Origin of the sequence: Paeniglutamicibacter sp. NPDC012692 (assembly GCF_042901625.1) — a bacterium.
Taxonomy (GTDB): domain Bacteria; phylum Actinomycetota; class Actinomycetes; order Actinomycetales; family Micrococcaceae; genus Paeniglutamicibacter.
Window position 1 is genome coordinate 1,232,501 of record NZ_JBIBDE010000001.1, and the last position, 13,612, is coordinate 1,246,112.

At 69.5% G+C, this 13,612-nt stretch carries 12 protein-coding genes; 3 read left to right on the forward strand and 9 right to left on the reverse strand.

From position 1 onward, the window contains the following. Positions 1 to 183: 183 nt before the first annotated feature. Positions 184 to 810 carry a GNAT family N-acetyltransferase gene (locus ACFY5D_RS05645; protein ID WP_387526203.1) on the reverse strand — a complete coding sequence of 209 codons (627 nt, stop codon included), beginning with the start codon at positions 808 to 810 and terminating at the stop codon, positions 184 to 186. A 51-nt stretch (positions 811 to 861) separates the two neighbouring features. On the opposite strand from ACFY5D_RS05645, the gene ACFY5D_RS05650 reads away from it, so the two are divergent. From ACFY5D_RS05650 to cpaB, 3 genes are all read left to right on the forward strand, one after another. Beyond that, positions 862 to 1,464, forward strand: coding sequence for a 5-formyltetrahydrofolate cyclo-ligase (locus ACFY5D_RS05650; RefSeq protein ID WP_387526206.1), 603 nt, complete (start codon positions 862 to 864; stop codon positions 1,462 to 1,464). Between the two features lie 137 nt (positions 1,465 to 1,601). After that, on the forward strand, positions 1,602 to 1,820 hold the full coding sequence (locus ACFY5D_RS05655; protein ID WP_387527588.1) for an FmdB family zinc ribbon protein: 219 nt from the start codon (positions 1,602 to 1,604) through the stop codon (positions 1,818 to 1,820). 173 nt (positions 1,821 to 1,993) lie between these two features. Further along, complete coding sequence (gene cpaB / locus ACFY5D_RS05660) at positions 1,994 to 2,749, forward strand: Flp pilus assembly protein CpaB (protein WP_387526209.1); 756 nt, start codon at positions 1,994 to 1,996, stop codon at positions 2,747 to 2,749. A gap of 123 nt (positions 2,750 to 2,872) precedes the next feature. Here cpaB and ACFY5D_RS05665 read toward each other — a convergent pair whose 3' ends face one another. The 8 genes from ACFY5D_RS05665 to ACFY5D_RS05700 form a co-directional block, all read right to left on the reverse strand. Continuing rightward, positions 2,873 to 3,283, reverse strand: coding sequence for a hypothetical protein (locus ACFY5D_RS05665; RefSeq protein ID WP_387526211.1), 411 nt, complete (start codon positions 3,281 to 3,283; stop codon positions 2,873 to 2,875). A gap of 5 nt (positions 3,284 to 3,288) precedes the next feature. Then, positions 3,289 to 6,981, reverse strand: coding sequence for a DNA helicase (locus ACFY5D_RS05670; RefSeq protein ID WP_387526214.1), 3,693 nt, complete (start codon positions 6,979 to 6,981; stop codon positions 3,289 to 3,291). A gap of 352 nt (positions 6,982 to 7,333) precedes the next feature. Further along, on the reverse strand, positions 7,334 to 8,926 hold the full coding sequence (gene guaA / locus ACFY5D_RS05675; RefSeq protein WP_387526216.1) for a glutamine-hydrolyzing GMP synthase: 1,593 nt from the start codon (positions 8,924 to 8,926) through the stop codon (positions 7,334 to 7,336). 61 nt (positions 8,927 to 8,987) lie between these two features. Next, positions 8,988 to 9,353, reverse strand: coding sequence for a DUF6176 family protein (locus ACFY5D_RS05680; protein WP_387526219.1), 366 nt, complete (start codon positions 9,351 to 9,353; stop codon positions 8,988 to 8,990). A 38-nt stretch (positions 9,354 to 9,391) separates the two neighbouring features. Continuing rightward, positions 9,392 to 11,203, reverse strand: coding sequence for a DUF222 domain-containing protein (locus tag ACFY5D_RS05685; RefSeq protein ID WP_387526222.1), 1,812 nt, complete (start codon positions 11,201 to 11,203; stop codon positions 9,392 to 9,394). Positions 11,204 to 11,349: 146 nt separating this feature from the next. Beyond that, entirely contained in the window at positions 11,350 to 11,814 is a 465-nt protein-coding gene (locus ACFY5D_RS05690) for a DUF3817 domain-containing protein (protein WP_387526225.1), read from the reverse strand. Next, complete coding sequence (locus ACFY5D_RS05695; protein WP_387526228.1) at positions 11,811 to 12,716, reverse strand: SURF1 family protein; 906 nt, start codon at positions 12,714 to 12,716, stop codon at positions 11,811 to 11,813. The genes ACFY5D_RS05690 and ACFY5D_RS05695 overlap by 4 nt, the downstream gene beginning before the upstream one ends. 127 nt (positions 12,717 to 12,843) lie before the next feature. Further along, positions 12,844 to 13,344 carry a PTS sugar transporter subunit IIA gene (locus tag ACFY5D_RS05700; RefSeq protein ID WP_387526230.1) on the reverse strand — a complete coding sequence of 167 codons (501 nt, stop codon included), beginning with the start codon at positions 13,342 to 13,344 and terminating at the stop codon, positions 12,844 to 12,846. Between the last annotated feature and the right edge of the window lie 268 nt (positions 13,345 to 13,612).

Genomic DNA, 13,612 nt, shown 5'->3' on the forward strand with positions numbered 1-13,612 from the left:
GGGTGAGCGGGCCACGTCATGAAATATGGAACGTCCACGTCAACCAACATTAAGCATGTATGGGCTGCTGACGCGGCATTGGACGCGGTGTGTCCGGCAATACTGCATACAAAATCGGAAAATCGACGGTTTTGTCGCCGGCGCGGGCGCCCAGCCCGCTTGCCGGCCGGCTTGGCCGCCGATTCAGTGTTTGGTACGGTGCACCGCCCAGCGGTTGAGCAGCCCCTCAGGGACTTCCTCGCTGGTCAGCGCGAAGGTCCGGTGGTCGGCCCATTGCCCGTCGATGTGCAGGTAGCTCTTGCGCAGCCCCTCGTCGCGGAAGCCGAGTTTCTCGACGACGCGCAGGCTCGGCCCGTTCTCCGGCCGGATGTTGATTTCGATCCGGTGCAGGCCCACGACCCGGAAGCAGTGGTCGGTGGCCATGGCGACGGCCTCCGGGACGATGCCCTGCCCGGCATGCCCGGCATCGACCCAGTAGCCGATGGATCCGCTGCGCGCGGCCCCCCACATGATCGAGGAGACGGTCAGCTGGCCGACCATCGGCGCGCGCTTGCTGTAGTCGTTGGGCAGCGTGATCGCCCAGGGCAGGCACTGGCCGTTGCGCGCGGCCCGGTTTTGGCTCGAAACCATCGCCGCGAAGTTCGCCGGGTAGCCGTTGCCGTCCGGGACCGTCGCGTCCCAGGGTGCCAGCCAGCTGGCGTTGGCCCGGCGCAGGGCGCTCCATTCGCCCTTGTCCCGCAGGCGCATGGGACGAAGGACGAGGTTGGGCCCCTCCACGGTGGCTGGCCAGTGACGGTCGAATTCGGGCATGCCCCAATCCTAGTCAATCGAGCGCTACGGCCGGGTCCTAGACTGGGGATCGTGAATGAACATGACCCCAAGGACGAGATCCGCACGCTGCTTCGGGCCAAGCGCCGGGCGCTGGGAGATGCCGAGCGCGATGCACAGATGGGATTGCTGCTCGGGCACCTGCTGCCGTGGCTTGCCGAGCACGCCCCGCGCAAGACGCTGACCTGCTTCCTGTCCTACGGCACCGAGCCGCCCACCGGGCTGCTGCTGGAGCAGCTGGATGCGGCCGGCTACACCGTCTATGTCCCGGTGTGCGAACCCGAACGCCGGCTCTCCTGGGTCCGCTGGTTCCCCGGCGTCGAGATGGCCCGCAGCGCCGTGGCGCCGATCGACGAACCGGTCGGCCAACGCTTTTCCGCGGACCTGATGGACCAGGTGGACGTCGTGTTGGTCCCTGCCCAGGCGGTCGACGAGCACGGCGACAGGCTGGGCCAGGGCGGCGGCTACTACGACAGGTTCATCGCCTCGATGGCAGGCCTGGGCCGGGTGCCGAAACTGCTGGCCATGGTCTTCGAGCACGAGCTTGTGGCCGCGGGTTCCTTCCCCGTGGACCCCTTCGACCAGAGGGTCGACGCGGTGGCGACAGCCTCCGGCGTGCGCAACCTCACCGTGTGAGCTGTTCGCCGTACGTTAGAATTGAATCCGTGGCAGGTATCCACCCCCGCCGACCCACCCCGCAGGATCCGCCCCAGGCCGTTGTGTGCCGGGCGCTCCGTGCGGAACCGCACGCTTCATCTTGCGAAAGGATCATGATGCCTACCTATGTTTACGCCTGCAAAGACTGTGGCCACGCGATGGAGGTTGTCCAGTCCTTCAGCGACGAAGCACTGACGGTCTGCCCCGAGTGCGAGGGCGCCCTGCGCAAGAAGTTCAACAGCGTCGGCGTCGTCTTCAAGGGCACGGGCTTCTACCGCAACGATTCGCGTTCCTCCGGCAGCTCCAGCGTGCCGGCCGCAAGCACCTCCGCCTAGCGAGGGCATCCCCGACGGCCGCCACCGGCGACGCCGTCCGGGGGGGCTTCGGCGTTGCGGGGCTTGCGGGGACTTCCACGCACAGCCGGTGCCGCGACGATGCGCACACAGGATTTGCACCACCGCCATGGGTGGACACCTTCACGGGTGTCCACCCATGGCTTGCTTAACGCATGTTTTCACTTCGGCGCACGAACGAATCCGGTGTCCGCGATTCCCGACAGGGGCCCGCGGACACCGGCATGCGCGGGCCCCGTGCCCGGCAAGGAAGGCGGGAACCGGGGCGATCGGGACGGGAACTGTTCGCCAAGTACCGCAGGGTGCTGGCCGGGGCGGCGGCCATGCTGGCCGTCGCGACCTCCCTGGCCGCGCTGGCGCCCGAGACCGAGGAACGCGTTCGGGTGCTGGTGGCCGGCCGGGACCTGCCGGCGGGGACGCTGCTCGCTGACTCCGACCTGGCGCTTGCCCCGGTTTCCCGGTCGCTGCTTCCGGCGGGCGGATTCGGCACGACGGAGCCCGTGGCCGGCTCGCGGCTGGCGATCCCGCTGCTGGCCGGCAGCCCGCTGCTCGGGACGATGCTCATCGGGCCCGGCCTGCTTGCCGGCACTCCCCCGGGAACCGTTGCCGTTCCGCTGCGGCTCGACGATGCCCAGACCGCGACCTTGCTGCGGGCCGGGCAACGCGTGGATGTGGTGTTGACCGAGGGAAACGGGTTCGAGACGTCGGTGACCTCACGGGTGTTGGCGCGCGGCCTGGCGGTTCTGTGGACCGGGGCGCAGCCCGACGCGGCGCAGCAGGGCCCATGGGGAGCTTCCGGCTCGGGCGACGAGGCCGGGCTGATCGTGGTGGCCGCGGGCTCCGGGATCGCGGAGTCGCTTTCCGCGGCACCGCAGCGCGGCAAGCTCGCCGTGGTGCTGGTCAATCCGTAGCCCCGGCCGCCGGTGCGAGATACCCGGCAGCCTGGCTCCGGGTTGCCTGTTTCGGGCCACCGGTTGCGCGGCCCTGGCTGTGAGGTTCTGGTTGTGGGGTGCAGGTTGCCGTTTACGGCGAAATCAGTCCCAGTGCGGCGGGCGCTGGGACCTCATCCATTCGCCGAGGTCGTCCTCGGTGTCACCCCAGCGCCGGGGGTCGTCCTCGGCGGCGCGTTCCGGCAGCACGGGGCCGGTGCCGGCCTTCTTGCCTGGCTTGGCCTTGGCCGTCTTTCCGGCCGCCGCGCCGCCGTCCCGACCGCGGGCCGGGGTTTGCGTGTCCCCCGCATCGCCTTCCGCGGGGGGTGCCTCATCAGGGCCTGCCGGACGCTTGGCCGCTTGTGGCTGCGGCGTTGCAGGCGGGCGCGACGGGTCCGGGCGGCCGGCACCGTGCGGCATCTCAAAGACGCCGAGCACCACGGAGTCGCTGACCGTCTGCGGGGGTGCCGTGTAGCGCCGCGACTTCCTGGGCCGCGGGGCCTGCTGCTCGTCCATGGCTCCTAGACCGAGGCGCTCTGGGATTCACTGTCGGCGGGCTCGAGCCCGAGGTAGCCGGCCAGCGTGTTGGCGACCTGGCCCGGGTCGGAGAACACGTCGATCGTCCACAACGGCACATAGCGCCAGCCCAGGGCCTCGAAGAGCTGCGGACGCAGGCGGCTGCGTTCGCGCACCGAGAGGCTGCGGTAGTTTTGCGTGCCGTCGTAGACGACCGCCAGCGGGGCGGTGGTGCCGGCGCCCGTGACGTCGACGGCGTGCGCCGCGATGTCCAGCACCCCGCGGTAGTGCTGGGTGACGAGCGATCCGCGTTCCTCCAGGCGGCCCATCAGGTCGGTGACCAGCGCGTCCTGCAGCGGCGCGGCGGTCGCCGTCATGCCCGAGTCCCCGCCGAGCACCCGTCCCACCAGCTCCAGGAAGCGGCGTGCGCCGAAGCGCATGCGGGAGAGGTCGACGTCCTGCGGGCGCAACGCCGACACCAGCGTCATGCTGGTGCGGGCGCGGGTGACGGCGTTGACGAACAGCTCGTCGCCGCCGGGCAGCGAGAGGGCGCCGAAGTCGTGGACCGTCTTGCCGTGGGTGGTGCGCCCGTAGCCCAGCGCGAGGATGATCGCATCGCGCTGCAGGCCGGCCAGGCGGTCCAGGCTGGTGACCAGGAAGCGTTCCTTCGCGGCGCGGAAGTACTTGGTGGCCCACGGGTGGTTGGGCAGCTGGACCCGGATGCCCTCGGCGATGGCGGCGGCGTGGCTGCGGTTGCCCGCGATCACCGCGAGGGTTTCCAGGGGGCGCTGCGAGAGGTGCGCGAAGACCAGGTCGACGACTCGCCGCACCTCGGCCACCGTGGTTTCGACCGATTCCCCGTTGGTGCTCAGCGAGCCAGTGGCGTCGGTGACGTACTCGGCGCGCAGCGCGGGGGAACCCGCGCCCAGCGAGCGTGCGGCCGGCAGCCTGGAGAGCGAATCCGCGTAGAACGCATGCGAGAGGGACTCGGTGAGGCCCTCGTCGATGCCGCGGTAGACGGTGCCCAGCCGGCACAGCGGCAGGATCCGTTCCAGCGATTCCATCGCGGAGATGGGGGTGCGTTCGGCGCGGGTGTGCGCGGTGGGGTCGACGGAGACCTCGAACGGGTTCGGGGCGCCCATCATGGTGTCGCCGAACGCGATGATCTGCGTGGACCGGGAGATCGAGCCGAGCACCGAGCGCAGCGACAGCGAGTCGGCCTCCAGCAGGATGACGGCGTCGAACTTCATCGACGCCGGAACCGTCGCCGGGACCAGCAGCGGCGAGCCGACCCACACCGGGCACAGCGAGTTGACCAGGTCGTCGCCCAGGGCGCAGAGCGCGGCGATGCTCGGCTCTTCCTCCTTGAGCATGGCGCGCAGCTCCCGCGACGCGGCGCGGTGGTCCGCCAGTGCGGCCTTCCACGCCTTGGCCAGGGACCAGCGCAGGCGCGAGGCCCCGGAGGCCACGTGGGCGCAGTCGGTGATGCGGTACTCTGCCTCGAGCCGGCGCATCTTGGCACCGTCGTTCATCGCCAGGAAGTCGTCGCCGGAGATCATCGCCTCGAGCGCGGACTGCCACCAGGCGAGGTCGAGTTCGGAACCGACGGCGTCGGCGCCGAGGTTGCGCTCGCGGAAGTCGGCAATGAGCTCGCCCAGGCCCTGCTCTGCGAGCTGCTCCATGATGAGCGTGCGCTCCGGCAGCTGGTCCAGCTCGCCCTTGTTCTCCAACAGCGAGTCCATGCGGGCCAGCAGCCGCTCGACGGGCTCGTCGCGCAGCCTGTCCCCGGCGGCCGCCGGCAGCAGCGTGGCAAGCTTGTCGATGCGCGAGCCCGCGTCCTGGTAGCCGGCGTTGACGTCGAGCAGTCCGGCCGGGACCATCGGGTGGCGCTGGCTGGTTGCGTGGTGGCGCCAGGCCAGGTGCTGGACCTGGACGGCCTCGAGCGCCGACTGCAGGTCCGCGACGTGCATGCCGGGGCGCACGTAGTCCTTGGCGACCTTGCGCAGCCGCGAGCGGGTCATCGAGCTCATCTCGATGCCGCGCTCCCGGCGCCAGGCGGAGGACGCGGTGGCGGAGATCAGGTCCTCGACGGGGCGGTCGAAGATGTCGGATTCGAACTTGTCCAGCGAGCCGCGCACCGCCAGCAGCAGCTCGAGCTGTTCGCCCCACTTGTTGTAGGAGTCGGCCAGCCGGATTTCGGAGTGCTCGGCGACCTTGAGCATGTGGTCGCGCAGGATCGGCAGGTCGCGCTGCAGCCCGGTGACAAGCTCCAGGGCCGTGTCGGTGTCGCGCTTGTTGCGCAGGCGCGCCCCGTACCAGGGGCTGGTGGCCGAGGCGCTGACGAAGGAGCCGAGCTGGGCGGCGCGCGCCAGCTGGACGGTGGTCGCCGCGCGGTCGGTGATCGAATCCAGCACCGAGCGCTTCAACCGCACGGTGGTGGCCGGGGCAGGGTCCAGCGAGGAGAGGCGGGCCAGTTCCTGCATGGCGCGGTACGGCGAGCAGCCCCAGCGGGCTCGGGTGCTGTGCAGCGAGCGCACGTGGTCAAGCAGGGCGTGGCGGTGCTCGCGCAGCTTTTCGTGCAGCTTGCCCAGCTGCGGTTCGGCGGCGCGCTCGTTGCGCAGGATCGCCCGGGTCAGCAGCTCGCGCAGGGCCGCCGGATCGTCCTCCGGCGAGAGCAGCAGGGCCGTGCCGACCAGGTCCAGCTCGGCGAAGCGCGCCACGAACTCCTCGGCGCTGGAGCGGCGCTCGGCCACCACCAGCACGCGCTTGCCGGCCGCGGCGAGCACGCCCGCGGCGTTGATCGCGGTTTGGGTCTGGCCGCTGCCGGCCGGGGCGCTGATCGCCACCGAGGCTCCGGCCTCGATGAGGTCCAGCGCGCGCTGCTGGGATTCGTCGGCGTCGAGCAGCAGGAGCTCGTCGGCGGGGTCCCGGTCGTCGCTGGTGCGGGCGGCGACCTCCGGGACGGGAAGCTTCGCGGGCGTGCCGGCGGCGCGGCCCTCCTCGGCGGCCAGCAGCGAGGCAAGCACCGGGTGCTGCAGGTCAAGGGTGCCCGGGTCGGCGGGATCGGCCAGGTCGGCGAAGGTGGATATCAGCAGCTGGTGGGCGATCACGATGCCGCCGGTGTCGGCGACCTGCAGGCGCAACGCGTCCATGCCGCGGGTCGGGTCGAAGCGGGCGATCGAGTAGGCGGCGGCGTTGATCGCCGGAACGTCGATGTCCAGGTGGTACTGGCGCTTGAAGTAGCGCAGCAGGGCCGGGGAGAACTCGGCGCGGCCCATGAGCTGAATCTCGTAGTCCTCTTGGTCCTCGCGGACCGTGAGCACGATGCGCCCGAGCATGATCGGGGCGTTGAACTGTTCGCTGCGGCCCTCGTGCACGGCGCGCCAGTTGGCAAGGCCCGCGGAGAGGTAGCCGACGTCGATGCCGCGTTCGTCCCAGAGTTCGCGGATTTTCCCGCGCAGCGCCTCGGCGGTGCGGCGGGCCGAAACGTACTGGTCCGAGTCGCGCAGCAGCGTGGAGAGCCGGGTGCGCCGGCCGGCCAGGAACTGGGCCAGGCCCGAGGGGTGGGCGTGGGTGATGTCGATGCTGTTCGACGCCGAGGGTGCATACCGGAGCAGCGTGTCGGTTCCGACTCCGGGTCCCAGGGAGTCAACCCACGTCGAGACCATTTCATCCGTATACTGCTGGTGTTCTGCCACCGAAGCTACCGTCCCTTCCCTCAAACTGAATGCGGCCGTACCCGAACCGGGCGTTGCCACAGGAGTACATTCAGCCCTTACTAACGTAGTGCAAAACCCGCGTCCGGTGCCGAACCAAAACACGTTGCGGTTCCGCTTGTTTGATTGCGTCGGGCACACCGGGGTTTCCCCGCCGCACGGCCCGTGCCGGCGCCCCGCGACGGATCGGACGGGGGCAATTCCCGCGGCACCTCCCAGGGCGTCGAAACGGCCGGCACCGGGCAGAAGACTTCGGGCATAAAAATAGTTCAGGGGGACGCCGCATGCGCGGCTTCCCCCTGAACTATTTACGGCGTGCCGGAACGGCTGCCGCTTACTCCCATTCGATGGTTCCCGGTGGCTTGGACGTGACGTCCAGGACCACGCGGTTGACTCCGTCGACCTCGTTGGTGATGCGGTTGGAGATGCGTGCGAGCAGGTCGTACGGCAGGCGCGACCAGTCGGCGGTCATGGCGTCCTCGGAGGACACCGGGCGCAGCACGATCGGGTGGCCGTAGGTACGGCCGTCGCCCTGCACGCCCACGGAGCGGACGTCCGCGAGCAGGACGACCGGCATCTGCCAGACTTCCTGGTCCAGGCCTGCGGCGGTGAGCTCGGCGCGGGCAATCGCGTCGGCCTTGCGCAGCAGGGTCAGACGTTCCTCGTTGACCGCACCGATGATGCGGATGCCCAGGCCGGGGCCCGGGAACGGCTGGCGCATGACGATCTCGGCCGGAAGGCCAAGCTCCTTGCCCACGGCGCGGACCTCGTCCTTGAAGAGCTCGCGCAGCGGCTCCACCAGTTCGAAGTCCAGGTCCTCGGGAAGGCCTCCCACGTTGTGGTGGCTCTTGATGTTTGCAGCGCCTTCGCCGCCGCCGGATTCGACGACGTCCGGGTACAGGGTGCCCTGGACCAGGAACTTCACCGGCTGGCCGGAGTCGGCAGCCTCGGCGAGGATCGCGGTCTCGGCAGCCTCGAACGCGCGGATGAACTCGCGGCCGATGATCTTGCGCTTGGTTTCCGGATCCGTCACGCCGTCGAGGGCGGTCAGGAAGCGCTCGCGCTCGTCGGCAACGTAGAGCTTGGCTCCGGTTGCCGCGACGAAGTCCTTTTCAACCTGTTCTGCTTCGCCTTCGCGCAGCAGACCGTGGTTGACGAAGACGCAGGTGAGCTGGTCGCCGATGGCGCGCTGCACGAGTGCGGCGGCCACGGCGGAGTCGACGCCGCCGGACAGTCCACAGATGGCACGGCCGTTGCCGACCTGGGTGCGGATCTTGTCGACCTGCTCGTCCAGGATGTTCGACGCGGTCCAGGTCGGGGCCAGGCCCGCACCGTTGTACAGGAAGTTCTTCAGGACGTCCTGGCCGTGGGTGGAGTGCTTGACCTCGGGGTGCCACTGCACGCCGTAGAGGCGCTTGGCCTCGTTGGCGAACGCGGCAACGGGTGCGCCGGCGGTGGTGGCCAGCACGTCGAAACCCTCGGGGGCGACGGAGACGGAGTCGCCGTGGCTCATCCAGACGTTCTGGCTTTCCGGGATGCCGGCCAGGATGGAGCGTGCGGCTCCGGTGGCGGTGGCATCGGTTGCGCCGTATTCGCGCAGGCCGGTCTCGGAAACAACGCCGCCGAGGGCGTTGGCCATGGCCTGGAAGCCATAGCAGATGCCCAGTACCGGGACACCTGCTTCAAAAAGGTCGGCACCGACGCTCGGGGCACCTTCGGCGTAAACGCTCGAGGGGCCACCGGAGAGGATGATTGCCGCCGGGTTCTTGGCGAGAATCTGTTCGGTGGTGAAGGTATGCGGGACGATCTCCGAATACACGTTGGCTTCGCGTACACGCCGAGCAATCAGCTGTGCGTACTGGGCCCCGTAATCGACGACCAGAACCGGCTTTTGCTCTGGGGTGCTGGGAGTGTTAGTCACGTGCACCAGCTTAGCCGCCCGACACGCCCACTCGCACCTCGAACGGGCCAAGCGTGACGCACGCTACTTAGACGGACGGCTGCCCGGATGCCGTGAGGGTGTCCATGACGCGTGCGGGGATCATTGTGACCCGTGGCGCGAGGTCGACGTGCGCGTAGGAGTCGTCGATGCAGGCCCGCCAGTACTCGAGGTGCTTTTCATCGACCCAGTGCTTGGATTTGCGCACATCTGTGCCTCCCTCCCCCTGGATGCTGAACCAGTACAGGTAGTCGGCCCCGCCGTGGTGTTCGCAGAAGATGGTTTCCACCAGCATGTTCTCCCCGTCGAGGGTTTGGAGGACGGCGTCCATGTTCTGGTTCAGGAACCCCAGCCATTCTTCGACGAGGGGCATCTGGCCGGGGCGGACCCGGAAGCGACTCAGTTCGATGTTCATGGCATCAAGCCTAGTCACACGCGCTTGCTGGCGGGCCGTCAGGTGAACAGCGGCGCGGTGTAGCCATGGGTGCGAAGCTCCGGATGCCAAAACAGGTTTCGCGCCGGGTCGCCGCGGGGTTCCCCGGCGCGGGCGATGACGTACGGGATGCCGTCGATCATGCGCAGGGTGATGAGCCCGGCGTGGACCGCGAGGTGGTGGTGTTGGCAGATGATGCAGCCATTTCCGACGTCGGTCGGTCCACCGTCGAGCCACGACCAGACGTGGTGGGCTTCGCTGGTTGCCGCCGGGCGGTGGCAGCCCGGGACGACACAGCCGCGGTCGCGGATCGCCAACGCCTTGTGCTGGGCCGCGGTGAAGCCGCGCACCTCCCGCCCCATGTCCAGGACCTCGCCCTTGGATCCCAAGACCACCGGCAGCAGGCCGCCGCTACAGGCGAGGGTGCGGATCCTGGGTGCCGGGACCGGGCGGCCGTGGTCCGTCATGCCGGCCTCCTCGAGTTGCCCGAGCAACGTGCGATAGTCAATGGTGACCCCGACGCGGACGCGCAGGCTGCCGGATTGGCCGATGTCCTTGCCCTCCAGCACCCCGGCGCAGGCGCCGATCACCGCGTCGAGCAGCAGCTGCGGGGTGGTGCGACCGTCGACCTGGTCGAGTGTCCGGTCGCCGATCCGGTCGTCGGTCTGGTCGTCGGCCAGGTTCTCGACCGGGCTTGGAAGATCGGGAGGCCCGCTGGCGGCAAGGTACCGGGGCGGGGCGCCGCATTCGAGCTGGCTCACCGGGATGCTGTCGGCAGGGGTTCCCGGGGCGATGGCCCACTCGGGGATCGGGGTCCCCAGCGGCACTCCGGTGGAACCGGGAACAGGCGTCGTGCCGGATTCCGGCGGCGCGCCCTGCGTGGTTGGGTACGGAATGGCCGGAGCGGGCATCGACCGAGGTTGCGCGGAGGCCGGGCGGGGCGGGGACTTTTGGGAGCGGGGGTTGCTCCAGGCCTCGCCGAAGCTGCGGATCACCTCCGAGTCGATGGGGTCGCAGCGCAGCAGGAATTCGTCGCAGCCGTCGTGGAAGCCGCGGTAGAACAGGCCCCGCCTGACCAGGATTTCCTCATCGGTGATGGCCGATCCGTGATCGGAAAGGAAGTCCTTCCAGTCCTGCAGCGCCTTGTGGCAGGCCCCGGGGTCGCCGGTGCGGGCCTCGTTGACCAGCGACTCTTCGATGGCCGTGGTCACCTGCTTGGCATCGGGCCGCGGGGCGATGCGCGGGGCCATGGCGTCGAGCCGGCCGGCGAGCTGGGACAGGGCCGCGACATCGGCACTGCCGTCGGCCGCGGCCTCGGCCAGCACCGGGTAGCTGGGGTCTTCACTGGCGTTCCCGGGAAGGGGCGTGGGATCGGCAGGGTTCGGCGGTGCTGGGGCGATGAGCAGCCGGGCTCCGGCGAGCCTGCGCCGTGCCTCCGCACTGGAGATGTGAAGGTGTGCTTGGAGGTAGGCCTGGGTGTTCCGTTGCGGGGCCATGCCCCGGCGTAGGACCTCCGCGGGGACATGCGCGGTGCCGTCGGCCAGCCCCTCGGGGTGCGCGGCCAGCGTGTCGATCCGCAAGGCCGTGTCGGGATCCAGCCGGTGGACCTGTGAGGCATCCGCCTGGAACGTGGCGCGGAGTTGGCCGTAGGCGATCGAGCGGTGGGCCTGTTCCAGCAGGCCCCGGACGGTGGCACTGGCAGCCGCGTCCAGGTTGAGCCCGGCAAGCTCACCCACGGTGGCGCGCAGCGAGAGCACCGCGGCGGCGAGGTGCCGCCCGAGGGCCTCGATGTTGGTGTGCCCCGCGCTGCGGGCCACTGGCTGTGCGCTCATGTCCTAGAGTGTGCTCCACCGGCGGCCCGGCGCGCAGCGGAAAACACCGGATGTGGGGAGAAGTGGAAAGGCAAACGGCGGCCCCGGCCTGCGCCCACCGAGGTGGGTTCAAGCCGGGGCCGCCGCAAGGGGCTCCGCGAAGGGGCTTAGTAGCGCTTGGCAGCCTGCGGGTGCGAGGCAAGTTCGCGCTCGACCTCGCCGTGGACCTTCTTTTCCATGTAGAAGGACAGCAGCGGGACGACGCCGCCCAGTGCGATCGTGATGAAACGGCTGAACGGCCAGCGCATCAGCGACCAGAGGCGGAAGTCGGCCAGCAGGTAGATGACGTACATCCAGCCGTGGACGATCAGGATCGCCAGGGAGACGTTGAAGCCGTCGGTGATGTCCGCGCGGTTGACCAGGCCGACGGCGTTGGAGCTGCCGTCGAGCAAGGTGCCGCCGATGAAGAGTTCAAGGTGCAAGAAGTACTTGATGGCCATCTCGGCGCAGAGCAGCAGGAGCATCACACCGGTGGCGTAGGCCAGCACCTTGTAGAAGGTTGCGGAGCTGCGGATCTGGGCCGGGGTGCCGGCAAAGCGGCGCACTTTGGGGGTGGAGGTTTGCTCAGTCACTTCTGGTCCTTGTTTTCGTTCTGGGTGGGTGTCGGAATGTGGGTGGCGGTCTGGGTGGAGCCGGCGTGTTCGGCCTCGGCGGCCAGGGCGTTGAGCCTGACCTCGTCGCGGTAGACGGCGGCCGGGTCCAGGCCAGCCGCGATGGCCGCGGCGTCGGCAATGTCCTCCTGCTCGCGGCGGTAGTCGTCGGCCACCAGCCGGTACCAGAGGAAAACGGCGAAGCCGGCGAAGACCACCCATTCGATGCCGTAGAAGACGTTCAGCCAGTTGATCTGGCGCTCCTGCGGCTGCGGGCCGACGGTGACCTGGGTCAGGCCCGTGGCCGCGGCCGAGTAATCCACGCCGTCGGCACCCGAGACGGGGCCGGCAACCAGGAAGCCGCTGTAGGAGGGGACGTCCCAGACGTTGATGAGCTCGGCCACCGAGAGGGAGTCGAAGCTGGCCTTCCGCTGGTCCCGGGAGACGGGCGCCTCGGTGGGCAGCAGGCGGCCGGTCAGCGAAAGCTCGCCGGTCGGGGCCGGGGACGGGGCCGTCTCATCGGGCTGCCAGCCGCGGACCACCGGGATGGTGTTTCCGTCGGGCGCGCCGTCGACCTTGAAGGCCGCGACAACCCAGTAGCCAAGCTGCCCGTTTTCCAGGCGGTTGTTCACCAGGATCTGCTTGCCGTCCAGGAAGCGGCCGGTGGCGGTGACCATCTGGTCGGCCTTGTAGGCCATCAGCACCTCGGTCGGTTTGAGGTGGGAGGTCAGCGGGACCGGCTTCTCCGTGGTGGTCACCGGGGGCGGCGCCTCGGTGGCGGAACGGTTGAACTGCCATTGGCTAAGCAGGACAAAGCCCGTGGCAACCAGGAGGGCGCCGACCAGGGACAGGATCCAGCGGGGTTTGAAGGCAGTTTTCAGCACCCTACAACCGTACTTCGGTTGGGCGTTCAAGAGCGAATGGAACCAATCCGGCGGCCCGTTCGTTCGCCGCGAGATGCGCCACACCGGGGGCGTGCGATCGCGTGCGGTGCGCGTGCCGGCCGACGGATCAGACCGTGGAGAAGTCGATCGTGGAATTGACCAGTTCGGCGATGACCTCGGCGTCGTTGGCCCGGCGCAGCGAGGTGCGGAAGGAGTCCTTGGACAGCGACCGGGCCAGCGCCGCGAGCATGTTCAGGTGCTCCGAGTAGCTGGAGGCGGGGGTGGCCAGCAGCAGCACCACGTGGGCGGCGCCGTCCAGCGCGCCGAAGTCGATGCCCTTGCCGAATGCAACCACGCCCACGGCGATGCTGGTGCCCGTGGCGTGCGCGGAGCGGGCGTGGGCTATGCCGATCCCGCCGGGCAGGCCCGTGGCCAGCTGGTGCTCGCGGCGATCGACCTCGGCCAGGAACCCGTCGAGGTCCGCGATGCGCCCGGCCTCGAGCAGCCGGGTGCCGAGTGCCGCCACGGCGGCCTCCCTATTTGGCGCGTCGAGTTCAAGGACCACCAGGTCCGCGGTGGTGACGGGCTGCGCCTCGGGCGCCGGGTGCTGCGGCTGGGGTGTTGGCATGGGCATCGATTCAGGGGAAAGCGGGCGGGGACGGGTGCGGCAGGCGGGACCTTGCGGGTTCCGAGCCGACGCTCACATGTGTCGAAGCGTACACGAGGCGGGGCGTCGCGACACCGGTTTTCCGCCGGTGCGGCCGTCGGGATGCCGCAGGAGTGTCGTCGGGCGTCGTCGGGCGTCACCGTGGGGCGGAAAACGCAAAGGCGACCGGTTTCACGTGCCCGCGGTGCGGGAAACGGAAACACGGTCGCCTTCGACTGTGAGATTGGTC